14 protein-coding genes and 1 tRNA gene are annotated in these 23,974 nt (G+C 65.6%); 10 read left to right on the top strand and 5 right to left on the bottom strand.

What is annotated here, in order from left to right; genetic code table 11:
• Positions 1-8 precede the first annotated feature (8 nt).
• From rpoC to GVL12_RS14400, 7 genes are all read left to right on the top strand, one after another.
• Complete coding sequence (gene rpoC / locus GVL12_RS14430) at positions 9-4,235, top strand: DNA-directed RNA polymerase subunit beta' (RefSeq protein ID WP_159915158.1); 4,227 nt, start codon at positions 9-11, stop codon at positions 4,233-4,235.
• Positions 4,236-4,348: 113 nt separating this feature from the next.
• On the top strand, positions 4,349-4,918 hold the full coding sequence (locus GVL12_RS14425) for a LemA family protein (protein WP_159915156.1): 570 nt from the start codon (positions 4,349-4,351) through the stop codon (positions 4,916-4,918).
• Entirely contained in the window at positions 4,915-6,309 is a 1,395-nt protein-coding gene (rsmB, locus tag GVL12_RS14420) for a 16S rRNA (cytosine(967)-C(5))-methyltransferase RsmB (RefSeq protein WP_159915154.1), read from the top strand. The genes GVL12_RS14425 and rsmB overlap by 4 nt, the downstream gene beginning before the upstream one ends.
• Positions 6,310-6,337: 28 nt before the next feature.
• Entirely contained in the window at positions 6,338-6,940 is a 603-nt protein-coding gene (locus GVL12_RS14415; RefSeq protein ID WP_200843760.1) for a DUF4390 domain-containing protein, read from the top strand.
• Between the two features lie 2 nt (positions 6,941-6,942).
• Positions 6,943-9,270, top strand: coding sequence for a PAS domain-containing sensor histidine kinase (locus GVL12_RS14410; protein ID WP_235033868.1), 2,328 nt, complete (start codon positions 6,943-6,945; stop codon positions 9,268-9,270).
• Positions 9,271-9,284: 14 nt separating this feature from the next.
• The gene (locus tag GVL12_RS14405) at positions 9,285-9,974 is read left to right on the top strand and encodes a response regulator (RefSeq protein ID WP_159915150.1); all 690 of its coding nucleotides are present in this window, start codon (positions 9,285-9,287) and stop codon (positions 9,972-9,974) included.
• 68 nt (positions 9,975-10,042) lie between these two features.
• Positions 10,043-10,118: transfer RNA gene (locus GVL12_RS14400), tRNA-Phe, on the top strand.
• A gap of 443 nt (positions 10,119-10,561) precedes the next feature.
• Here GVL12_RS14400 and GVL12_RS14395 read toward each other — a convergent pair.
• The 5 genes from GVL12_RS14395 to GVL12_RS14375 form a co-directional block, all read right to left on the bottom strand.
• On the bottom strand, positions 10,562-11,731 hold the full coding sequence (locus GVL12_RS14395; protein ID WP_159915148.1) for an acyltransferase: 1,170 nt from the start codon (positions 11,729-11,731) through the stop codon (positions 10,562-10,564).
• A gap of 305 nt (positions 11,732-12,036) precedes the next feature.
• On the bottom strand, positions 12,037-13,245 hold the full coding sequence (locus GVL12_RS14390; RefSeq protein WP_159915146.1) for a hypothetical protein: 1,209 nt from the start codon (positions 13,243-13,245) through the stop codon (positions 12,037-12,039).
• A 2-nt stretch (positions 13,246-13,247) separates the two neighbouring features.
• The gene (locus GVL12_RS14385; protein WP_159915144.1) at positions 13,248-16,967 is read right to left on the bottom strand and encodes an SbcC/MukB-like Walker B domain-containing protein; all 3,720 of its coding nucleotides are present in this window, start codon (positions 16,965-16,967) and stop codon (positions 13,248-13,250) included.
• A complete protein-coding gene (locus GVL12_RS14380; RefSeq protein WP_159915142.1) occupies positions 16,964-17,635 on the bottom strand; it encodes a DUF4194 domain-containing protein in 672 nt (223 codons plus the stop codon). Before GVL12_RS14380 ends, GVL12_RS14385 begins: the two co-directional genes overlap by 4 nt.
• A gap of 2 nt (positions 17,636-17,637) precedes the next feature.
• The gene (locus GVL12_RS14375) at positions 17,638-19,089 is read right to left on the bottom strand and encodes a Wadjet anti-phage system protein JetA family protein (RefSeq protein ID WP_159915140.1); all 1,452 of its coding nucleotides are present in this window, start codon (positions 19,087-19,089) and stop codon (positions 17,638-17,640) included.
• 225 nt (positions 19,090-19,314) lie between these two features.
• On the opposite strand from GVL12_RS14375, the gene GVL12_RS14370 reads away from it, so the two are divergent.
• The 3 genes from GVL12_RS14370 to GVL12_RS14360 all read left to right on the top strand — a co-directional run bounded on the left by GVL12_RS14370 (position 19,315) and on the right by GVL12_RS14360 (position 23,946).
• Positions 19,315-20,148: an RNA polymerase sigma factor gene (locus tag GVL12_RS14370; protein ID WP_200843758.1), complete on the top strand. Its 834-nt coding sequence runs from the start codon at positions 19,315-19,317 to the stop codon at positions 20,146-20,148.
• Positions 20,145-21,200: a FecR domain-containing protein gene (locus GVL12_RS14365; RefSeq protein ID WP_159915138.1), complete on the top strand. Its 1,056-nt coding sequence runs from the start codon at positions 20,145-20,147 to the stop codon at positions 21,198-21,200. The genes GVL12_RS14370 and GVL12_RS14365 overlap by 4 nt, the downstream gene beginning before the upstream one ends.
• Positions 21,201-21,420: 220 nt before the next feature.
• Positions 21,421-23,946, top strand: coding sequence for a TonB-dependent siderophore receptor (locus tag GVL12_RS14360; protein ID WP_159915136.1), 2,526 nt, complete (start codon positions 21,421-21,423; stop codon positions 23,944-23,946).
• Positions 23,947-23,974 lie beyond the last annotated feature (28 nt).

Here is a 23,974-nt window from a genome sequence, read left to right as displayed (position 1 = left end):
GAGTCACTATGAAATCGCTACTCGACCTATTCAAGCAATTCACGCCGGATGAGCACTTTGATGCCATCCGCATCGGCATGGCTTCGCCCGAAAAGATCCGCTCGTGGTCTTTCGGCGAAGTGAAAAAGCCCGAGACCATCAACTACCGCACGTTCAAGCCCGAACGCGACGGCCTGTTCTGCGCCAAGATTTTTGGTCCCATCAAGGACTACGAATGCCTGTGCGGCAAGTACAAGCGCCTCAAGCACCGCGGTGTGATCTGCGAGAAGTGCGGCGTTGAAGTCACGCAGACCAAGGTGCGTCGCGAGCGCATGGGTCACATCGACCTGGCCGCGCCCTGCGCCCACATCTGGTTCCTGAAATCGCTGCCGTCGCGTCTGGGCCTGGTGCTCGACATGACGCTGCGCGACATCGAACGCGTGCTGTATTTCGAAGCCTACGTGGTGACCGACCCCGGCATGACGCCGCTGAAGAAATTCGGCATCATGTCCGAGGACGACTACGACGCCAAGCGCAAGGAATACGGCGATGAGTTCATCGCCAAGATGGGCGCTGAAGGCATCAAGGACCTGCTCGAATCGCTGGACATCGAAATCGAGATCGACAAGCTGCGCAACGATCTGACGGGCTCCGAAGTCAAGATCAAGAAGAACGCCAAGCGCCTCAAGCTGCTCGAAGCCTTCAAGAAGTCGGGCATCAAGCCCGGCTGGATGGTGCTCGAAGTGCTGCCCGTGCTGCCTCCGGACCTGCGTCCGCTGGTGCCGCTGGACGGCGGCCGCTTTGCGACTTCCGACCTGAACGACCTGTACCGCCGCGTGATCAACCGCAACAGCCGTCTGCGCCGTTTGCTGGAACTGAAGGCGCCGGAAATCATTGCGCGCAACGAAAAGCGCATGCTGCAGGAAGCCGTTGACAGCTTGCTGGACAACGGCCGCCGCGGCAAGGCCATGACGGGCGCCAACAAGCGCGCGCTCAAGTCGCTGGCCGACATGATCAAGGGCAAGAGCGGTCGTTTCCGTCAGAACTTGCTGGGCAAGCGCGTGGACTACTCCGGTCGTTCCGTGATTACCGTGGGTCCTTACCTCAAGCTGCACCAGTGCGGTCTGCCCAAGCTGATGGCCCTGGAGCTGTTCAAGCCGTTCATCTTCTCGCGCCTCGAAGCCATGGGCATCGCGACGACGATCAAGGCCGCCAAGAAGGAAGTCGAATCCGGCACCCCCGTGGTCTGGGACATCCTGGAAGAGGTCATCAAGGAACACCCGGTGATGCTCAACCGTGCGCCTACGCTGCACCGTTTGGGTATCCAGGCCTTTGAGCCCATCCTGATCGAAGGCAAGGCCATCCAGCTGCACCCCCTCGTCTGCGCGGCGTTCAACGCCGACTTCGACGGTGACCAGATGGCTGTCCACGTGCCGCTGTCGGTGGAAGCACAGATGGAAGCCCGCACGCTGATGCTGGCCTCCAACAACGTGCTGTTCCCGGCTTCGGGCGAACCTTCCATCGTTCCTTCGCAGGACGTTGTGCTGGGCCTGTACCACGCCACCCGCGAGCGCATCAACGGCAAGGGCGAAGGCATGATCTTCTCCGACGTCGGTGAAGTGCAGCGCGCGCTCGACTCCGACCAGGTCGAACTGGCGGCGAAGATCAACGTGCGCATGACGGAGTGGACCAAGAACAAGGCAACGGGCGAATTCGAGTCCGAAACCAAGATCGTGGAAACCACCGTCGGCCGCGCGCTGCTGTCGGAAATTCTTCCCAAGGGCCTGCCGTTCAGCAACATGAACAAGGCGCTGAAGAAGAAGGAAATTTCCAAGCTCATCAACACCTCGTTCCGCAAGTGCGGTCTGAAGGCGACGGTGGTGTTTGCCGACAAGCTGCTGCAAAACGGTTTCCGTCTGTCGACGCACGCCGGTATCTCGATCGCCATCGGCGACATGCTGGTGCCGCCGCAAAAGCCCGAGATCATCGGTCGCGCCGAAGCCGAAGTGAAGGAAATCCAGCAGCAGTACGTCTCCGGTCTGGTGACGTCCGGCGAGCGCTACAACAAGGTCGTGGACATCTGGGGCAAGGCCGGTGACGAAGTCTCCAAGGTCATGATGCAGCAGCTGGCCAAGGAAAAGACCATCGACCGCCACGGCAACGAGGTGGATCAGGAGTCGTTCAACGCGATTTACATGATGGCCGACTCCGGCGCCCGCGGTTCCGCAGCGCAGATTCGCCAGCTGGCCGGCATGCGTGGCCTGATGGCCAAGCCTGACGGCTCCATCATCGAGACGCCCATTACCGCGAACTTCCGCGAAGGCCTCAACGTGTTGCAGTACTTCATCTCCACCCACGGTGCCCGTAAGGGTCTCGCGGATACGGCGCTGAAGACGGCCAACTCGGGTTACCTGACGCGTCGTCTGGTCGATGTGACGCAGGATCTGGTGGTCACCGAGCAGGATTGCGGCACGACCAATGGCACGCTGATGCGCGCCATCGTCGAAGGTGGTGAAGTCATCGAATCGCTGCGCGACCGTATCCTCGGCCGCACGGTGGCCGAAGATGTGCTGAGCCCCGAAACGCGCGCCCTCGTGGTGCCGGCCGGCACGCTGCTCGACGAAGACATCATCGAAGGCATGGAAGCCGCTGGCGTCGACGAAGTGAAGGTCCGCACGGCCCTGACCTGCGAAACCCGCTACGGTCTGTGCGCGAGCTGCTACGGCCGCGACTTGGGCCGTGGCGGCCAGATCAACCTCGGCGAAGCCGTCGGTGTGATCGCTGCCCAGTCCATCGGCGAGCCCGGCACGCAGCTGACCATGCGTACCTTCCACATCGGTGGTGCGGCGTCGCGTGCGGCGATTGCCTCGAGCGTCGAAGCCAAGTCCAACGGCCTGATCGGTTTCAACCCGACCATGCGTTATGTGACCAACACCCGTGGCGAGCTGGTGGTGATTTCGCGTTCCGGCGAAATCGTCATCCAGGACGAGCACGGCCGTGAGCGCGAACGCCACAAGGTGCCTTACGGCGCCATCCTGACGATCAAGGCCGACCAGGCGATCAAGGCCGGCACGATCCTGGCGAACTGGGATCCGCTGACCCGACCGATCATTACCGAGTACGCCGGTAGCGTGAAGTTCGAGAACGTCGAAGAAGGCCTGACGGTTGCCAAGCAGCTCGACGAAGTGACCGGTCTGTCCACGCTGGTGGTGATCGATCCCAAGCGCCGCGGCTCGACCAAGGTGATCCGTCCCCAGGTCAAGCTGATCGACGCGAGCAACCAGGAAGTCAAGATTCCGGGCACCGATCACTCGGTGACCATCGGCTTCCAGGTGGGCGCGCTGATCCAGGTGCGTGACGGTCAGGAAGTGGGCCCCGGCGAAGTGCTGGCCCGTATCCCGGTCGAAGGCCAGAAGACGCGCGACATTACCGGCGGTCTGCCGCGTGTGGCCGAGCTGTTCGAAGCCCGTACGCCCAAGGACAAGGGCACGCTGGCCGAGATGACCGGCACGGTGTCGTTCGGCAAGGAAACCAAGGGCAAGGTCCGCCTGCAGATCACCGATCTGGAAGGCAAGGTTTCCGAAGAGCTGGTGCCCAAGGAACGCAACATTCTGGTCCACGAAGGCCAGGTGGTGAACAAGGGCGAATTGATTGTGGACGGCCCGGCCGACCCGCAAGACATTCTGCGCCTGCTGGGCATCGAAGAGCTGTCGCGCTACATCGTGGACGAAGTCCAGGACGTGTACCGCTTGCAAGGCGTGAAGATCAACGACAAGCACATTGAAGTGATTGTTCGTCAGATGCTGCGCCGCGTGGTGGTCGAGAACCCCGGTGAATCGACCTACATCGCTGGTGAGCAGGTCGAGCGCTCGGAAATCCTCAACACCAACGAGAAGCTGCTGGCCGAAGGCAAGATCCCCGCGACGTACTCCAACGTGCTGCTGGGTATCACCAAGGCTTCGCTGTCGACCGATTCGTTCATCTCCGCGGCTTCCTTCCAGGAAACCACCCGCGTGCTCACCGAGGCTGCCATCATGGGCAAGCGCGACGAGCTGCGCGGTCTGAAGGAAAACGTGATCGTCGGCCGCCTGATTCCCGCAGGTACGGGTCTGGCCTACCACCAGGCACGCAAGGCCAAGGACATGATGGACGACGCCGAGCGCCGCGCCATTGCCGAAGCCGAAGCGGCCGAACTGGCTGGCATCATCGAAGAAGGTGCCGACACGGTATCTGTCAGCGATCCGTCCGTCGATTAAGTCTCTGACTTAACTGAGCCGCGCCCCCGTACCGCTGATGGTGGACGGGGGCGTTTTCATTGGGTTTTTCATCGAACCGGCGCGCGATCAGCGAAGTGGGCCGGTCCCTGTGCATGTGGTCTATCTCCCTGGACTGGATCGTCCTGGCCGTGTTGGTCTTCTGGGCCGTGGGTGCCTACAACCGGGTGATGCGCCTGCGATCGGCCTGCGTGCAGGCCTTTGGCGCGCTGGACAGCTATTTCCTGCAGGCCCAGGGGCTGCTCAGCGAGTGGAGCGCGACGCAAGCCGCGTCCGAGGACCCCGAGGGCGCGCAGCGGCTGGCGCACGCGGCCTGGCAGCAAAGCCTGGCCGCGATGGGTGCTGCGCTGGCCGGCGCGCGTGCGCGGCCTTTGCACGCGCAGACCATGCAATTGCTTGAACGCGCCCATGATGCGCAATTCGCGGCCTGGCAAGCCTTGAAGAAACTGCCGGGTGCACCCGACGACCCGGCATGGCGCCTGCGCTGGCAGCAGCAACAGGCACAGACCGGACTGGCCGCCGACCAGTTCAACACCGCAGTGGCGCAATACAACGCGGCCATTGTCCAATTTCCAGCGCGCGTGCTGGCGTGGTTCTTCGGATTCCGCGCGGCACGCCCGCTCCAACCGGCGCTCGCGCCGCAGCTACCAGACACCGCCGCATGAGTCGTATCTTCCCTCCTTCTTCCCGAGAGCCGGCACAGGCCGCGGGCGGCGCGGCGCCTGCGCTGTCGCAGCAACTGGCCGAAGTCGCCCAGGCCTTGCAGGCCATTCTGGCGGGCCAGTCGGGTACCCAGGCGCTGGCGGCCGTGCCCCAGCGCCTGCGCCCCGGCGTGCAGGCCCTGCTGTTCCAGGTGCTGCGCCAGCTGGGCCGTGCCCAGGCGCTGCGCGCCGAACTCGCGCCGCGCACGCCGCCGCCGCGCGTCAATGCGCTGCTGTGCACGGCGCTGGCGCTGGCCTGGGATGAAAGCCAGGCCCCCTACCCGCCGTTCACGCTGGTCAACCAGGCCGTGGAGGCCGCCAAGCGCGGCCCAGCCCAGCGCCAGGCGGCGTTCATCAATGCCTGCCTGCGGCGTTTTCTGCGCGAGCGCGACGCGCTGGTGGCGAAGACCGATGCCCAGCCCCAGGCGCTGTGGAACCACCCGCAGTGGTGGATCGCCCGGCTGCAGCAGGACCACCCCGCGCACTGGCAGCAGATCCTGCAGGCCAACAACCGCCATGCGCCCATGACCTTGCGCGTCAACCGGCTGCAGGCGACGCCCGCGCAATACCAGCAACTGCTCGCTGCGCAGCAGATGGGCGCGACGCCCGTGGGCGAAAGCGGCCTCGCGCTGGCCCAGCCCCAGCCGGTGCAGGCCTTGCCCGGCTTTGCGCAAGGCCAGGTGTCGGTGCAGGATGCGGCCGCGCAGATGGCCGCACCCTTGCTGCTCCAGGGCCTGGACCTGACGCAGCCGCTGCGCGTGCTCGATGCCTGCGCCGCCCCGGGCGGCAAGACCGCGCATCTGCTCGAATACGCTGGTGCGAGCGCGGGAGCCGGGGCGCCGTTGCAGGTCACGGCGCTGGAGATCGACGCCGAACGCAGTGGGCGCATCCACGAGACGCTGGCGCGCGTGGGCGTGAAGGCGCAGGTCGTCGTCGCCGACGCTTCGCGGCCCGACCAGTGGTGGCAGCAGGCCAGCGGCGGCGCCCAATTCGACGCCATCTTGCTCGACGCGCCCTGCACGGCTTCGGGCATCGTGCGCCGCCATCCCGACGTGCGCTGGCTGCGCCGCGACAGCGACATTGCCCAGCTCGCGGCCATCCAGTCGCGCCTGCTCGACACGCTGTGGCCGCTGCTGCGCACCGGCGGGCGCATGCTGTATTGCACCTGCTCGGTCTTCAAGGCCGAAGGCGATTTGCAGGTCAAAGCGTTCCTTGCACGCAACACTCAGGCGCGCTTGCTGCCATCACCCGGCCATTTAATTCCGGGCAATACTGCGCAAACCGCAGCTGTCCCGGACAATGAACCGGGTGACCATGACGGATTCTTCTACGCCCTGTTGGAAAAAGCCCCCTGAGAGCGCCCCGCTCGCAGGTGCGTTGCCCGTGCGTTGGCAGCACTGGGCGCTGGCCTGCCTGCTGTGGATCGCGGGCTGGGGCCTGCCCGGCGAAGTGCGGGCCCAGAGCAGCGCGGCGATCACCCAGATGCAGGTCGAGCGCACGCCCGAAGGCATGCTGCTGAGCGCGGTGCTGGCGTTCGAGCTGCCCGAGCATGTCGAGGACGCGCTGCTCAAGGGCATCACCATGCATTTCGTGCTGCAGGCGCAGGTGCTGCGCGAGCGCTGGTACTGGTCCGACCGCGAGATGGCGCAATCCGCGCGCTATATGCGCCTGAGCTATCAGCCGCTGACGCGCCGCTGGCGGCTGCACACCTCGTCCACCCCGTTCACCGGTTCGGGCCTGGGGCTGGCGCTGTCGCAAACCTATGACGATCTCGCGGAAGCGATCAACGCCATGCAGCGCGTCGCGCGCTGGAAGATCGCCGACAGCGGGCAGGTGCCCGAAGACATGCCGGTCACGGTGCAGATGCGCTTCGGCCTGGACCTGTCGCAGCTGCCGCGGCCGCTGCAGATCGGCGCCTTCGGCCGCTCGGGCTGGAACCTGCAGATGACGCAAAGCCTGCGCCTGGCCGGCGGAGGCCTGCCTTGAGCGTGCGGAACGCGCCGGACGCGGCGAACGCCCCGTTGCCTGTCTCGCGTCTGTCGCGCTCCGCACGCTGGGCCCTGGGCGTGGGCGTGGCGCTGATGTGCGCCATCGGCCTGGTGCTGATGTTCCTGCTGGCGCTGGCGACCAACAACCGCGAAGTCTACGAGCGCAACTACAACTGGCTGTTCACGATGAACGTGCTGGTCGCGGCGGTGCTGCTGGGCTTGCTGCTGTGGGGCGGCGTACGGCTTGCGCTGCGCCTGCGGCGCGGGCGCTTCGGCAGCCGCCTGCTGCTCAAGCTCGCGGGCATTTTCGCGCTCGTGGGCGTGGTGCCCGGGCTGCTGATCTACGTGGTGTCCTATCAGTTCGTTTCGCGCTCGATCGAAAGCTGGTTCGACGTCAAGGTGGAAGGCGCGTTGTCCGCGGGCGTGAGCCTGGCGAGCATCACGCTCGAGACCGTGGCCAACGACATGGCGCACAACACGCGCACCGCGAGCGAGTCGCTGTCCAAGGTGCCCGATGCGGCGGCCGGCTTCGAGCTCGAACGCATACGCGAGCAGCTCGGTGCCGTCGACGTGGTGCTGTGGAGCGCTTCGGGCAAGGTGCTGGCCAGCGTGGGCCCGTCGAAATTCGATCTGCTGCTGCCCGATAGACCGAGTGCGCAGCAGATGCGCGCGGTGCGCGACCAGCAGGCGGTGGCGCGCATCGAGGGGCTGGACGATGTGTCGGTCGTCACCGAGGCCGCGGCCCTGGAGCGCATGCTCGAAGCGGTGCGCGTACGCACGCTGGCGCTGGTGCCCAACCCGGCCGTGGGCCTGCTGGCCGAGCCGCGCTATGTGCAGGCCACGCTCAAGCTGCCGATGGCGCTGCTGGCCAACGCGATCGCGGTGCAGGAGGCCCACCGTGAGTACCAGGAGCGCGCGCTGGCACGCGAAGGGCTGCAGCGCATGTATATCGGCACGCTCACGCTGAGCCTGTTTCTCGCGGTGTTTGGCGCCATTTTGCTGGCCGTGGTGCTGGGCAACCAGCTCGCGCGGCCGCTGCTGATGCTGGCCCAGGGCGTGCGCGAAGTCGCGCGCGGCGACCTGCGGCCCAAGGCCTCGCTGCCCAGCGCCGACGAGCTCAGCGGCCTGACGCGCGCGTTTGCGTTGATGACCCAGCAGCTTGCCGAAGCGCATGCGGCCGTGGGCCAGAGCATGGCCGATGTCGATGCCGCACGCTCCAATCTGCAGACCATTCTCGACAACCTGACTTCGGGCGTGATCGTGCTCGACGAAGCCGGCCATGTGGTGTCGAGCAATCCCGGCGCGACCCGCATACTGCGCGTGCCCATGGCCGCCTACCAGGGGCGGCTGCTGGGCGACGTGCCGGGGCTGGCGGAATTCGCGCAGATCGTGCGCGAGCAGTTTGCGCAGTTCCTGGGGGAGGGCGGCCGCGACCGCTGGCAGAAAGTGCACGAGCTGCACAGCCCGGCGGGCGGCGGCGTGGTGCACGACAGCACCAGCCTGGTGGTGCGCGGCGCGGAGCTGCCCGACACCCAGCGCCTGCTGGTGTTCGACGACATTTCCGAGATCGTCTCGGCCCAGCGCGCCCAGGCCTGGGGCGAGGTGGCGCGGCGCGTGGCCCATGAAATCAAGAATCCGCTGACGCCTATCCAGCTGTCGGCCGAACGCCTGGCGATGAAGCTGATGGACAAGCTCGCGCCCGCCGACCAGGCCTTGCTTGGCAAGTCGGTCAAGACGATTGTCGACCAGGTGGGCGCGATGAAGCACCTCGTGGATGAGTTCCGCGACTACGCGCGCCTGCCCGCGGCCCAACTGTTGCCATTGGACCTCAATGGCCTGCTGGCCGACGTGATGCATCTTTATGGCGAGGAAAATGCGCCGGTGCGTGTCAAGGTCGACCTCGACCCGAACTGCCCCCGGATTGCGGGGGATGCGCAGCAACTGCGGCAGATAGTGCATAACCTGTTGCAAAATGCCCAGGATGCGACCGAGCAGGCCGCGGCCGAGACCGGCCGTGCGCCAGAGGCAGTGGAGCTCAGCACGCAGTGGAATGCGCTCACCGAGCGCGTGCAGTTGAGCATCAGTGACCGGGGGCCGGGATTTCCGGCGAACATCCTGCAACGGGCCTTCGAGCCCTATGTCACGACCAAGGTGCGCGGCACCGGTCTGGGGCTCGCAGTGGTCAAGAAAATTGCAGATGAACACGGGGCCCGGATCAAGTTGAGCAACCGGGTAGAAAACTCGATAGTGCAGGGAGCACAAGTGTCGCTATCATTTGCCCCTGTAGGTAAGGCCCTCGCGGAGGGCTCCGCTCAGCGCAGCACATAGGCGTTTCAATACACATGGCAAACATACTGGTGGTCGACGACGAATTGGGGATTCGGGATTTGTTGTCGGAAATCCTCAACGACGAGGGTCATAGTGTCGACCTGGCGGAGAACGCAACCCAGGCACGGGCAGCGCGTCTGTCCAGCAACTATGACCTGGTGCTGCTGGACATATGGATGCCCGATACGGACGGGGTGTCGCTGCTCAAGGAGTGGGCGTCGGCCGGGCAACTGACCATGCCGGTGATCATGATGAGCGGCCACGCCACCATAGACACCGCCGTGGAGTCCACGCGCATCGGTGCGTTCTCCTTTCTCGAAAAGCCGATCACGCTGCAGAAACTGCTCAAGGCGGTCGAGCAGGGGCTGGCGCGCAGCAGCGCGCAGGCCACTTCGGCGCCCGGGCATGCGCCGGCCGAGACCGGCAGCGCCGCGGCGCAGATCGAGACATCGCATCACCATGCGATGTCCTCGACGGTGCGCGTGGCGGCCGAAGCCGGCCCCGAGCAGCACCAGGGGTTCGACCTCGACCGCCCGCTGCGCGAAGCGCGTGACGGCTTCGAGAAAGCCTACTTCGAATTCCACCTCGCACGCGAAGGCGGCTCGATGACGCGCGTCGCCGAAAAGACCGGTCTGGAGCGCACCCATCTGTACCGCAAGCTACGCCAGTTGGGCGTCGACCTGGGCCGCAACAAGCGCGGTTAAGAATTTTTGAAAAAAATCGCGATTTTCAATTTGGGGCCAAAAAACGCCCCTATAATTTGAGCTTCAGCGGCCCGGTAGCTCAGTCGGTAGAGCAGAGGATTGAAAATCCTTGTGTCGGCGGTTCGATTCCGTCCCAGGCCACCAAACATGAAGCCCCAGATCAGAAATGGTCTGGGGCTTTTCAGTTGGGGCGCGAGGAAGGCAATCCTCGCTTTCCGAAGGGCTGCCTGTTGTCGGCATAGTCGATTGCAGCCATCGGCAAAAAAATGGTTCTCTCACGATGCGGCCCGGCAGTGCTGCGCACCAATGCCCAATGGCGTCAGGACCGCTTGGTGACGCTGCCACTGACTCCCGCACGGTCAGCCATTCCAACAATACCAACGTGACTGTGCCGAACATCCGCGTCACCACTTTTGACCCGGTGAAGGCAGAACTGAACAAGGCCAATCGCTCATCTGTGCGTAACGATCAGTCTGTCGTGTGACTGCAATGCTGGAGGACGCAGCACGCCACTGGCCATCGCAATCCCCGCGTTCTCCCGGCTAGTGTTGAAGGGCCAGTCGTACTCTGGACGTTACGGAATCGAACTAAGCGGAGCGGCGACCAGCAGACGCGATTTTGCGAATCTCCCCGTTTTGTTGGTATCGCCTGATCCACCGCCGTGCAGGCTCCTCGACAAAGTAGTAACCCGCTGCGGAAAGCGCCACCAGCACTGTCAATGATGCTATCGCCAGCACCTTATTGTCGGACAGCGCGGGGGCTGATTGAATCAACTTGTCGTGATGGCTGATAAGCAGCAAGATGATCAGGGCTTGAAATGAATAGAAGCAGTAACTTATCTTTCCCAGCCAGACAAAGACGCGGCAGGAAAGAATCGACGCAATCAGGCCTTTGTCATTTGACAGGGAAAAAATCATGAAGGCGATCACAGGCAGGGCGATCCAGTTATGGCCGACATAAAGAGGCATTTTTGGCCCCACCACTCCAAGATAAAGCAGAAATATCACCAGTACAGCCACTTGCAGCGCCGCTCCCCAGCGATATCTGAATTCAAGACGGAGGGCCAGGAATGCACATGCCCCAATCAAGAACTCCGGCAAACGAAAGATGGGCATTGAATAAAAGACGCCATTCGATGGGCTGTCGAAAAGTGCGGCGGAAAGACCGGGCAACGTCGCCAACAACCAGCAGACAGCGGCGATGCTCAACAACTGCCTCACGGATGCCTTCAGAAGCTTGGGCAAAAGGAATGGGAGCAGGGCGTAGCAGAACGCTTCGACGGAAATTGACCAACTGCCACCGACATTCCAGTAGTGGAAATACTGGGGAAACCATGCCTGGATAAGAAAAATATTTGAGAAGACAAGGGTCGCCAATTGAGCGATCCCCTTTGATGCATCGGCCAGTGAATCGCTGTTGAAACTGATTCCAATCCATGGCAATGTCACCAGCGCAGCTGCTAGATATATTGGGTATATTCTGGCGAAACGATTGATGAAATAGTCTTTTAACGTGCTGTGTCCATCTGCGTAACGATACGCAAGCACAAAGCCGGAAAGCATGAAGAACAAGCTCATCCCGACGGCTCCCTGGTCCAGAGCATTCTTCGCAAAAGGATGGGTCGAGATAGGCCAGCGAATGTGAATGTGGAAAAGAAAGACATAGAAGGCTGCAACAAAACGCAGTCCAGTCAGGGAGCGGATTTCTTTTTCGTCTTTCAATGGTTGTCCTTGATTTTTCGCTTGTCCACTAGCCATGCCCGAAACCAGATGCTTCCCGGGAAAGGCCTGTTGCAGATTTTTCGGCGCGGATGGCGGTGCTTTTCATCACCTTGTGATGAAGGCGACCACACTTTTGCAGTACTGGCGCAAACGTTGCCATGTGGTGCACTGCATCGACTCATTTGTTAAGCAACACGACTCAAAGATCGCATACGCCGCTTGGGGCGAGGCCATTATCCGTGCATGGCGTAAGCGTCGAGGGTCGCCTGTGCGAACTATCGTAAGCGGGCGGATAGGGCCGTGATCAGTGTGGTCCATTGCGAGTGAGCCGGCAGGGGGCCCTAGCCAGTGCCGAGATCTACCGCTTCCTGGTCGATAAAACGCCCCTGGCTGCGCAGCAGCGGCAGCAATTGGGTGTCGGCATAGGCGCAACCTGTGTGGCCGGGGTCGGTTTGCTGGGCTTTGGCGGCCCATTCCGGCGTATGGCCTGCGCCGGCCGCCAGCAGCGTTGCCAGTGGTGCATAGCCGTGGCGCCAGGCGCTGGCCCCGGGAAACACTTCGCGCAGGCTGGCAAGTATCTGCATGCCGGCGTGGTCGAGGTCGCCGAAGAAGTACACCGGCAGCGACCCGCTGCACGGGGCGAACAGCCAGTTTTCAATCGCTGGCAACGACGCGGCGCATGCGGGGGCGCGCAAGTACAGGCGGCAGCCGGTGCGTGCGCGCAGCCTGCGGGCGCTGCCGCGAAAACCCGCCGCATAGACCAGCAGGCTGCGCTGCCAGGCCGGGCCACGGGCATCGGCCATGTGCTCGAAGGTGACCAGGTTCTCGATGAACAGCACGTCCGTGAAGGCCGGGGGCCGGCCCTCATCGCCGGCGCCTTCGGGGCCGCTGGCGGGGGGCGCCAGCAGCAACTGGATAGGCGCTTCGCTGAACTGACCCGGTGCCGCGCCGAGCAGGCGCAGCAGTTCCTCACGGTGGTCCAGCACTTTGGAGCGGCCCTGAAAGGCGCGCGCCGATGCTTCGCGCAGGGCCATGGTCCGGCCCGACCGGCACAGCGCGGTCAAGGTGACGAGGCTGCGGGTGGCCTCTTCCAGCGACAGCCCTTCGATCGGGACCAGCGGGCTGCGGGCCAGGTGGTCCAGCACGGCGGCCGGATCGGTCGGCGCGTCGTGCGGGCGGGCTGTCCAGTGCGCCGTGATCTGCGCCCGCCATTGCTGCCGCCAGCGCTGGGCCTGCGGGGTGTAGCCGGCCCACGCCGCCAGGGCGTCGAAATCGAGCAGCTCCAGGCGCGGCTTGCGGTCGATGAAGTTGGCGAAGGCCCGCGGTGCCTCCAGCCGCAGGGCGGCCCAGCCCGTGGCGCACAGCTCATCGAGCTGCATGCGCAGCAGCTGGATCTGGTCGGCGTCCACGGCAGCGTGCAGTTCGGGGGCCGCCTTGCGGTCCAGCGCCAGGCGCAACGGCCCCTGGGCCGTGCTGCGCTCCGCCTTGGCGAGCAGCAACCGGGCCACACGCAGCAGGAAGGGATGCGGCGAAGGCTCAGCGGTGTCCATGTTCAGTGCCGGGCCTGGCCATCGGGTCGACCACCGTCCTTGTCTTCAGCTTCCGGGGCAGGAGCCGGGGCAGCAGGCCCTTGCGCCTGCTGCCACTGGGCACGCGCAGCTTCGCGCGCCTGCTCGGCATGGGTGTCCCACAGCCGGGCCAGCGCCGGGCGGTTGAGCGTCTTCTCCTGCGCTTCGCTGACGAACAGCTCCTGGAAACCATCGCCGCTGGGCCGGCGTGCCATCACCTTGGAAAAGGTGAACTCCTTGTCGAACTCGGGCTTGACCGCGCCCGACTTGGAGGTGGGCATGGCGACGATGAGCTGCAGCCCCAGGGTCTGGGACAGGAAGCGCAGCACGTTGCGCGAACGCGTTTCGTCCATCTTGGAGAAGGCCTCGTCGCTGAGCATCAGGCGCAGGGCCGGCGCACCCTTGCGGTCGCGGCCGAAATGTCCGAGCGCATGGGCCAGCACCGCCGAGCGCACCACGTAGAACGGCGTCTCCAGTTCGCCGCCCGAGCCCGTGCCCCAGGTCGACAGCCTGGTGGTGCCCACCGGGCTGGTGCGCACGATGTCGTAGCGCCGGTAGTTGCGGTAGTCGGCCAGTTCGCGCAGCGCGCGTTCGCTGGCCCCCTGGTCGTTGGCCAGCAGCAGGCGGCGAATTTCTTCCGCGGTGGCGCGTTGCGCATCGGTGAGGCGGGGCGAGGTGAAGATAGAGCCGCGGTCATGCTCCAGCCCTTCGACCGCGCTCTCCACCGCCTCGAAGAACTCCTGCACTTTCTGCAGGCGCGGCACCCAGTCCCACTCCAGCTTGAAGGTGTCGCTGCCGAAGCGGATGTCCTGCAGGTGGCGGTTGAGCCGCTGCAGCGTCAGCGCGCCCTGCTTGACGTCGTCGCGCATCTTGAAGCAGAAGCTGCTGGTGAAGACGTGGTTGAACTGGCCTTCGGCCTCGCGCAGGGCGCTGGCGTTGTCTGCCAGGCCGATTGCACGCTGGCGCTGGGCCTGCTCGGCGATGGCGGCGCGGGTGCGCTCGACCAGGGGGAGAAGCTCTTCCAGGCGGTCCACGCTGCGCGGGGGATCGGTCCAGGCAAAGCGCTCGCTGTCGTCGCGCGCACCGGACAGGTAGGCGCCCACGGCCTGGGCCAGCTCCCGCAAGGTGCGGGGCAGGTTGTCGCGCAGGCTTTGCACGCGGTGGCGCAGTGCGTCCAGGCTGGTTTCCTGCTCTGCCGCCAATGCCTGGGCTTCGTCCAGCAACTGGCGCTCGGTGGCCAGCGCGGGCACGGCTGCCGCAAAGCGCGAAGCCCAGACCGCGGCATTGGTGCTGGCGATCTCGAGATCCGGCAAGCGCTCGGCCAGGGCCTTCTCCCGGCGGCGCAGATCCGCCAGTTCCCGGTCCGTGGCACCGACCTGCTTGAGTTCCTCGTCGCGCTGGCCGGTGATTTGCTCTATGCGCGCCCTGAAGCCTTTTTGCTCGGCCAGCAATGCGTCGATGGCGGACAGGTCCAGCGCCTTGAGCGCCTGCTCGGCACGCGCATGCTGCGCCTGGCTTTCGAGCACGGCAAGCACCAAGGGCGTGAGCGGCGTGAACACCGAGCCGTTGAACATGCGGGTGATGGCCTGCAACGACTGGCGCAAGGTTTGCAGGGTACGGGTTTCCCCTGCCAGCCGCCGGATCTCGTCTTCGCACCACTGCCGACGCCGCTGGCGCGCGGCTTCGCCAAAGACCAGGTCGCCGTCGGGTGCGCGGCAGGCGAACATGCCGTAGCCCCGGCTGCCCAGGCCTTCCTCCATCAGGCCCTGCGCGGTGCGCGCCAGTTCGTCCTCGGTGTCGACCTTGCGCACGCGGCCGTACTGCGCCAGCAGGAACGCGTTGGCCACCGGGTGCTTGCAGATCAGTTCGTGCAGCACGGCGCGGTTCTCCAGCTGGCGCCCTTGCGTGTCTTCCATGGCCTTGCGCCCCTGCACGACCTTGGGCGAGCGCACGCGGTAATGCTGCTTCACCAGCCGGGTGCACAGCGCCTCCATCCCGGCCTCGACGATGATGGCGAAGCGGTCGCCGCCCATGTAGCCTTCGATGGCGTTCTGCCAGGGCGTGCCGGGACGCGGCTCCACCAACTGGGCCAGCAGGTGGGGGCGGGCAGAGGGCATCTCGCGCTCGATCAGCGCCACCGCATCGTGTGCGTCTTTCGGCCCCTGGGCCCGGCCGGACTGCAGGCGGCGCAATTCGGCATTGCGCTGCTCGGCGTCGTCCTTCAACTGGTTCAGCCGCACGCCGACGTCGGTCAGTGCCTGCAGCACCGCCCCCTGCACCGAGGCATCGCCATCGTGGATGCACTGGCGCAGGACGCCGAGTTGCACGTCGAACGCTTCCAGGTCGAAGGCGGGCAGCTCCACGTCCAGGGCCGCGTCGCGCGCGTAGGCGCTGACCATCGCCGGCCAGGGTGTGAGGATCTGCTGCGCGACAGGGCGAAGCGCCTGCACCGCCGCAGCCAGGGCCGGCTCGGCCGAAAGATCCAGCGCCAGCAGTTGTTCGAGTTGCGCGGCCATCCCCGCGATACCGCGCGCGGCCTCCTGTACGCGGCCCCAGTGCAGGCGGAACTGGTCGGCCTGCAGCCGGATCTGGTTTTCCAGCGCCTGCTTCTCGCGTGCCACGTCGCTGTCGTCCAGGCGCTTTTCCACCCCGCGCAGTTGTTCGCGCAACTGGGTTTCCTGCGCTTCGAGCGAGGCCCGCTTTTCCTGCAACTGCGCCTGCTTCCTGTCCTGGACGGCGATCTGGCGCAGCACCAGGGCCTGTTCATCGTGCGCCTCGCTGCGCGCGCGCAGCGCATGGGCGATGGTGGTGGTGACGAAACGCCGTGCTTCGTCCAGCACCTGCCCGGCGCTGGATTGCGCGGTGTCGAGCCGCTGCAGATTCAGCGCCAGGCGCTCGGCTTCGAGCTTCAGGCTGGCGATGGAGCGCATCAGCTCGCGCATCTTGTCCAGGTCCTTGCTGAAGTCGTGCTGCTCGAGGATTTCGTCGCGCACCAGGTCGTTGACGTTGCCCAGTTCCTTGTATGCCATTGCCTTGACGAGCGACTTGGCCGCGCGCGTGGCGTCGTGTTCGCCTACCGCCGTCTTGCCCATGAGCGCGCCGTACAGGTGCTGCAGATAGCCGCCCTTGTCGGGGAAGCGTTGCACCACCGCGCCGGACTTGTCCGGCCTGGCCTGCAGGCGGTGCTGCAGCTGCACGTACAGTTCCTTGAGCGGCAAGGGCGAGGCGGTGAGTGCCTCGCCCGCGCGGCGCGCCAGATGGTCCAGCGACAGGGCCCGGCGCACGAGGAAGAACTGCGGCGCGCCCTGCAGTACGGCACGTCGGCCGTCCTCGAAAGCCTCCACGCCGACCAGCGCGGTGAAGGGCTCGGTCTGCTCGCCCGCCTGCTCGGAGGCTTCGAACACGATGCCCGCGTAGCTGGTCGAGCGGGTGCGCAGGAACACGCCGTCGGCCTGCTGTCCCAGGGCGTAGGCGGCCAAGGTGCGCGGCTCCTTGCCGCCGCGCCGGCTCTGCGTGGATTCGTCCTGGCCGATGTTAAACTGCACCACGTGCTGGTGCGCGGCCGTGAGCACGGTCTGGATGGCATCGAGCAGCGTGGACTTGCCCGAACCCGATTCGCCCGTGAGCAGCACCGAGTCGGCGAAGGGCCATTCGCGGTCCTCGAGCGAGCCCCAATGCCAGGTGAGCAGCTTGGCGATCTTCATGCGCTGCCCTCGGAGGCCGGGGGCATCTTGTGCCCCGCCAGGCGCAATGCCTCGTCCAGCGCCTCGTCGCTGACGAAGCTCATCACCGGCCGCAGCACGGCCAGGCCCATCTGCATGTCTCCGGCGTCGTCGCCCTCGACGAAATGCAAGATGCGGTGCTTGCGCAGTTCGCGCAACAGGGCCGTGCGTTCGCTGGCCGCATTCGGCAGCTTGTGCGCCAGCAGCGACACCACCGCCTGTGACAGTTCCTCCAGGCTGATGGCCAGGCGCTCGTCCACCAGCGGGCGGCGTCCGGTCAGCGCCTCGGTGTAGAGAAAGCGCAGGGCGATCACGGCCGCCACGAAATCCCGCGACAGGCGCGCGCGCAGGCGGCGCACGCCGTCTTCCTCGTCGTCACCGCCGCCTTCGCCCGGGGGGTACAGGCGCAGCAGGCGGGCGTCGCTGTCGTGGGCCAGCACGAAGCCTATGCAGGCGAACCATTCGCGCAACAGCTGCTCGCACTGGATGGCGTCGTCGTAGAGCGCGGCTTCGGGCCGGGAATGCTCGCGCCACAGGACGCCGCTGGCCAGCAGGCGCCCGGCCAATTCGGCGAAGCGTGCGGGCGTGATGCTGGCGCTGCCTTCGGTCACCAGGCGCTGCTCGATGTACTGGGCCAGGGATTGCAGCATGTTCAGCGCTCCCTGCCTGGCTGGCCGGGTGCCGCGTCCAGCCCGTTCATGGGTTCGATGCGCAGTTCATAGTCGTCGGCCTGGAAGTACGGCGTGCTGACCTGCGTGGCCGTTTTTCGCGCCTGCAACAGGCGGCGCCCCTCGGTCGAACGCGCTGCGCCCACGGCATGCAGCACGCGCACCGCGTCCTCGGCCGAGTCCATCGGCAGTGCCGCCAGCGTGATCGGCCCATCCTGCAAGTAGGGCAGCAGGCCTTGCAGCACCTGCTGATCGCTGAAGGCAAAGGCCTCGGCTTCGGCCCGGCGCAGCAGCGCACTCAGGCGGCTGGCCTCGTCCACCACCAGCGGGGCCTGCGACGCGGCCTCGACCTCGCGGTCGCGCACCGTCCAGCGCAGCACGCCGCCGGGCAGGCGGATCTCGCTGGTGGCCAGGCGCCGGGTCAGGGTGTCGAGCAGCAGTGCGCGGCCGGGCTCAGGCTGGTCCTTGAGCCACGCCATGGTGCGGCCCAGGGGGGATTCGGCGCCATAGTCCAGGGACAGGGCCTGGCGCAACAGGCTGGTGAAGCGGCGCACGTAGTTGTTCATCTCCGAGCGCAGCATAGGCAGTTTCAGGCCGCAGGCGGCATCGACCATGCTCTCTATGCGGTCCGCGAGCCACAGCATGGGGCTGCGGCCCTGCGACGTCTGCTCCAGCCAGGGGGCGCGCTGCAGCAGGTGGGCGTTCACCAGGGCGCGTTGCTCGCCGTCGAGGGCGCGCACCTCTTCCAATGCTTCGTTGATCTGGCCGCGATGGCGCTCGGCCGAGTCGGCCACCAGGCGCACCGCATATTCACGCGCGAAGCGCTTCTCGATGAATTCATTGAATTCGTTCCAGGCCACCTTCTGCGCCAATGCCTCGCGCGTCAGGCTCTGGATCAGGTGGCGGAAGTATTCGATGTCGTCCTGCAGATCCTGGACCACGCGGCTGGCGAACTCGTGGCCGTCCAGCAGTTCATCGGCGTCGCCGGTGGCGATGAAGGCCGTCAGCGCCTTGCGCGCCGAGCGCATGTTGCGCTGGCGGGTCTTGGCGCGGGAATCGTCGATGTTGGCGAAGGTCTCGCTGAAGGCCTTGCCCGCGCGGCTGAGCTTGAGCGTGGGCCGCAAGTCGATGGGGTCGCGGTAGTCCTCGAGCCAGCCGTGTTCCTTGAGCTTGCGCACCAGATCGCTCGCATAGGCACGCTCTTCTTCGGCGCGCGTGGTCTTCGCGTCGCCAAAGGCCAGGCTGCGCAGCGTGGGGTCGGCGAGCGCATGCTGAATGACTTCCAGCACCAGATCGCGCGTCAGCACTTCGGCATAGTCGGCGTTGGCCCCATGCACACGCTCGTGCAAGGCCCGCAGCACGGCGGCGCACAGTTCACGGTTGTCATGCGTGAGTGGACGGAAGAAATGTTCGCGGGGCGGGGTGAAGAACTGCATGGAATGCCTCGGGGCCACGGGTGCACCAACCGATTTTCGACAGGCCTGCCAAGACCCGGGTGGACCTGCGGTGGCTGTTACGGCAGGCCGATCCAGTCTAACGCAGAGTCATGGAGCGGGCCTGCAACAGCATGTGCGTGTTGCAGCGTCAAGCAGCAAATGCCATAGATGAGAATAACTCTCAGTACAATCGCCTGTGATTTCATTTCGCCGCCCGATTTCCGCATGCAGCGCAGCAATGCTGCGCTGTGGGCAGGACTTCGTGGTATCGCCATTTCGGACTGGCGGCGACCCCATGCCCGCCGTGTCTTACTGCCTCCATTCCTCGTCCGACCGACCGCCTTCCAGGACATCGGGTACAGGTGCGTGCCTGCGCCCAAGGCATGGAACGTGATGCGGCACGACCTGCTTTCACAAAAGGGTGCGCCAGAGCCTCCTGATGCGCCAGGCGGCCACCTGGCCAGCCTCTATGCGCGCTGGCGCGTACCCGTCATGCGCATGCTGCGCCGCCACTTCGGCACAACGGCGGAAGTCGAGGATGCAGCGCAGGAAGTGTTTGTGCGCGTGGCTGCCACGGGCAAGGTGCTGCGCCCCGAAGAGGAGCAGCCCTATCTGCGCCAGACGCTGCGCAGCGTGGCCGCCCGGGACTGGCACAAGAGCGCCCGATCGCATGGGCTGCAAGCCGTTTCCTATGATGAATGCCAGGAGGAACTCCACGCGGCGGCGGCGGAAAATCAGGGCAGCGCCGAGCACGCGGCGCAGCAGCGCCAGCGGCTGACCCGCTTGCACCAGGCCGTGCAGGAGCTGCCCGAACGCCAGCGCCAGGCCTTTGTGTTGCACCGGGTCGAGGGCCACACGGTGCAGGAGACTGCCGATCAGATGGGGATTTCCTTGCGCATGACCGTGAAGCATCTGGCGCGCGCCCTTGCCTACTGCGAGACCCGCGTGCTGTTCGCCAGTGCGGGGCAGATGCAGCGCCTGCAAGCCATGCAGGCGTCGCTGAGTGAAAAAGATGACGATCAACGCGCCGCTTCATGGGCGCAGGGCCCAAAAGAATGAGCGCAAAGCCAAGCCCATCCCTTTTGCAGGACCTCCCGCCAGAGCAGGTGCTGGCGTTGAACCACCGCGCGGGCGACTGGCATGTGCGCCGGCAGCAGCCTGGCTGGTCCAGCGCGGATGAGCGCGCGCTCGATGCCTGGCTGGCCGAAGATGCGCGCCATCGCGAGGCGATGGAGCGTGTGGGCCGGGCGTGGCGAGAGGCCGCGCAGCTCAAGGCGATGTTCCCGGCTGCATATGGCCCCGCCCCGCAGGCCGCCGCATCCCGTGCGGCCCCGCCGGTGGCTGGCCGCCGCACTGCTTCGATCGGCCAGGGCTGGTGGCGCGGGCCTGTGCTCGGGTCGGCCTGTGCGCTCGCCCTGGTGGCGATGGTCGGCTACGGCTGGCATCGCTGGGACAACACCGCGGGCTATTCGGTCGATGTCGCCACCGGCCCCGGAGAGCTGCGCAGCATCGCTCTGCCGGACGGCTCGCAGGTGGCGCTGAACGCCAACAGCCAGTTGCAGGTGCGTTACTACCCGCGCCGGCGCGAGACCGTGCTCGACAAGGGCGAAGCCTTCTTCACGGTGGCGCCAGCCGCGGCCAGGCCGTTCACCGTGGCCAGTGGCGGCCACCAGGTGCGTGTTGTCGGCACGGCGTTCAATGTGCGCACGGGGCCGCCGGAGTTTGTGGTGCAGGTGCAGCAAGGCCGTGTCGAAGTGCGCTCGACCGCGGATGCCGGCGCTCCCGTGGTGGTGATGGGGCCGGGCTCGGGGCTTGCCATCGACCCCCTCGACGGCCACCGCCGTGAGTCGGCGGTCTTGCCCGAGGCGATCGCGGAGTGGACCAGCGGCCAGATCTACTTCAAGCGCCTGCCGCTGGCGCAGGTGGCGAAGGAGCTGGCGCGTCATCTGGTCCAGCCCGTGGAAGTGGAGGGCGCGGCGCTGCAGTCGCTGCCCATCTCCGGCTTCCTGGCGCTCAAGGATCCGGAGCGATTTCTGCTGGCCTTGCCCAGCGTTGCAGAGGTGCGCGTCCAGCGCCGCAGCGACGGCGGTTGGGTGATCCGCCGTCGCTGAGATACAAATTGTTTCGTATTGACGGGTTCCATGGATCAGGCCTTTGATGCTTCTTCATGGCAGGGGCACGGAGATTTTCGCGTCCCACGCGCTGCCAGCCACGGACACAAAGCCTCTGCTTTTCTGATTCCCAGCCAACGGCCGTACATCAGCGGTCGGACCTGCCTTCTTGCGCCGGTCTGCCGTCGTCACACAGGCAGGAATTCAGGAGATGCAGGTCATGCACCAAGGTCAGTCGAGGGAGTGGGTTGAGAAGAACGGGCGGGCGACGCACGGCGGCGGCGTCGCATTGCGGCCGAACATGCTGGCGCTGATGGTTTCCATGGCCGTGGCCGTGATGGCCATTGCGCCCACCGCCGCGACGGCACAGACGGCAGCCGCGCAGGAGGCACGCCTGTCGTTCGATCTGTCGGCACAGCCGCTGCTGAGCGCGCTGCGGGCCTTTGGCCGCCAGACGCAGTTGCAGGTGCTTTTTGACGATGCGCTGGTCGAAGGGCGCCAGGCCGCGGCTGTGAGCGGCAGCCTGTCGCCACGCGATGCGCTGGAGCGGCTGCTTTCCGGCACCGGCCTGGTGGCCGTGAGCACCCAGCCCGGAACGTTCACGCTGCGGCCCCAGGCGTCCGGGAGTTCGGCGACGACGATGGCGGCCGTGACCGTGACGGCGCAGGCCCTGGGCGGCGGCGCGACCGAAGGCACGCGCAGCTACGTTGCGGCCGGACCCAGCACCACGGCCACGCCGCTGGGGCTGACGCAGCGCGAGACGCCGCAGTCGGTGAGCGTGATGACCAGCCAGCGCATGGAAGACCAGGGCCTGATGACGATACAGCAGACGCTGGCACAGGTGCCGGGAGTGCAGGCCACGGCCCTGGGCACCGAGCTCGGCGGTGCGAGCGCGCGCGGCTACTCATTCAGAAACTACCAGTTCGATGGCGTGAACACTTTCGTCCAGGTGCTCGGCGGCGGGGCCGTTCCTGCCGCCACCGTGGCCGACATGGCGTTCTACGACCGCATCGAAGTGCTGCGCGGTGCCTCCGGTCTGGTGACCGGGGTGGGAGACCCTTCCGGCACGATCAACATGGTGCGCAAGAAGCCCACGGCCGAATTCCAGGGCTCGGCCGAGGCAGGCCTGGGCTCATGGGGCGACAAGCGCGGTGTGATCGACCTCTCGGGCCCGCTGAACGAGGCCGGCACGGTGCGCGGTCGCCTGGTCGCCGCCGGGCAGGACGCCGACAGCCACATCGACAACTATGGCCGCAAGAAGGCCCAGATCTACGGCGTGATCGAAGCCGACCTGACCAGCACCACGCGTGTGACGGCCGGACTGGAACACGAGCGCACCAAGGTCAAGGGCCAGGGCTCCTACATCGGCTTCCCTATCTGGTTCGCCGACGGCTCGCGTACCGACCTGCCCGTGTCGTTCACTGGCGCGAGCCGGGACAACCGGCTGGACCTGGAGTCGACCAAGGCGTTCGCCACGCTCGAGCAGCAGCTGGGCGGCGACTGGAAGCTGAAACTGTCGGCCAGCCACGCACGTTCGTCGCACCGCGAGGAGCGCACCGTGCTGGACTCCGACAGCACCTTTTATGATGCCGCGGGCAATGGCGTTGCCCTGTGGGCGTCCAAGCGCGCGGGCGACATCGAACACAGCAACGTGGATGTGAAACTGATCGGTCCGTTCTCGCTGCTGGGGCGTCAGCATGAGCTGGTGCTGGGCGCGGCCTATGAAGAATATGACCAGCTCATGCAGTCGCACCCCGACACCAGCGGCCTGAGAGGCACCGCCGCCAATCTCTTCACCTGGGATCGTACGGGCGCGGGCGTTTACGGTCCGGTCAATGTGAATTCGCAATACACCATGCGGCAGTCCAGCCTCTATGGCGCGGCGCGCTTCCAGGTAAGCGACAAGCTCAAGCTGATCACGGGCACGCGCATCCTTTCGCACGACTACAAGTTCGACGAAAGCTGGACGGGCGGCAGCTATGCCACCGCCACGTCGGAAGATGGCGTTTTCACGCCCTACGCCGGTGTCGTCTACGACATCGACAAGGACCATGCGGTCTACGCCAGCTACACCACGATCTACCAGCCCCAGTCGGCGCGGGACCGCAACGGCGCGGTGCTCGATCCGACCGAGGGCGCGAACTATGAAGTGGGACTCAAAAGTGCCTGGCTCGGCGGACGGCTCAATACCGCTTTGGCGCTCTACCAGATCCGGCAGGACAATGTGGCTGAAGCCGATCCCGGCTACTTCGTACCCGGCACCATCGACACGGGTGCTTCGCGCTCCGTCAAGGGCACCAGGACCCAGGGTCTGGATGTGGAGGTTTTCGGGGCGCTGGCGCGTGACTGGAATGTTTCGGCATCGTGGACCTACGGCCAGAGCGAGACCGCCAATGGGACGCGCACCAATACGACCTTCCCGCGCAACATGGTCAAGCTGTGGACCACCTACCGTCTGCCCGGCGACTGGAGCCGTCTCACACTGGGCGGTGGCGTGAACTGGCAGAGCAGGACCTACTCCACGGTCAATTTCTGGCAGCTTAACCGCGACCTGTACTGGGAGCAGAAATCCCATGCCGTCGCCAGCCTGATGGCGCGCTACGAGTTCAGTCCGCAGCTTTCCGCCACGCTGAACGTCAACAACCTGTTCGACAAGAAGTACATCGCCTCGGTGTCCGACTGGTGGAATTCGGGCAATTACGGCACGCCGCGCAGCGTGGCGTTGAACGTCAAGTACCGTTTCTGACGTTTTCGCCGGGCAACGGCTCTGTGCG

The sequence above is a fragment of the Pantoea sp. 18069 genome, from assembly GCF_902706035.1.
Classification (GTDB): Bacteria; Pseudomonadota; Gammaproteobacteria; order Burkholderiales; family Burkholderiaceae_C; genus Comamonas.
This window is presented reverse-complemented; position numbering and strand designations above follow the sequence as displayed.

Bases quoted from the DNA above. Each gene is read 5' to 3' on its own strand.
- rpoC (WP_159915158.1), top strand. From the start codon at position 9: ATGAAATCGCTACTCGACCTATTCAAGCAATTCACGCCGGATGAGCAC.
- GVL12_RS14425 (WP_159915156.1), top strand. From the start codon at position 4,349: ATGTGGTCTATCTCCCTGGACTGGATCGTCCTGGCCGTGTTGGTCTTC.
- rsmB (WP_159915154.1), top strand. From the start codon at position 4,915: ATGAGTCGTATCTTCCCTCCTTCTTCCCGAGAGCCGGCACAGGCCGCG.
- GVL12_RS14405 (WP_159915150.1), top strand. From the start codon at position 9,285: ATGGCAAACATACTGGTGGTCGACGACGAATTGGGGATTCGGGATTTG.
- GVL12_RS14395 (WP_159915148.1), bottom strand. From the start codon at position 11,731: ATGGCTAGTGGACAAGCGAAAAATCAAGGACAACCATTGAAAGACGAA.
- GVL12_RS14390 (WP_159915146.1), bottom strand. From the start codon at position 13,245: ATGGACACCGCTGAGCCTTCGCCGCATCCCTTCCTGCTGCGTGTGGCC.
- GVL12_RS14385 (WP_159915144.1), bottom strand. From the start codon at position 16,967: ATGAAGATCGCCAAGCTGCTCACCTGGCATTGGGGCTCGCTCGAGGAC.
- GVL12_RS14380 (WP_159915142.1), bottom strand. From the start codon at position 17,635: ATGCTGCAATCCCTGGCCCAGTACATCGAGCAGCGCCTGGTGACCGAA.
- GVL12_RS14375 (WP_159915140.1), bottom strand. From the start codon at position 19,089: ATGCAGTTCTTCACCCCGCCCCGCGAACATTTCTTCCGTCCACTCACG.
- GVL12_RS14370 (WP_200843758.1), top strand. From the start codon at position 19,315: ATGCAGCGCAGCAATGCTGCGCTGTGGGCAGGACTTCGTGGTATCGCC.
- GVL12_RS14365 (WP_159915138.1), top strand. From the start codon at position 20,145: ATGAGCGCAAAGCCAAGCCCATCCCTTTTGCAGGACCTCCCGCCAGAG.
- GVL12_RS14360 (WP_159915136.1), top strand. From the start codon at position 21,421: ATGCACCAAGGTCAGTCGAGGGAGTGGGTTGAGAAGAACGGGCGGGCG.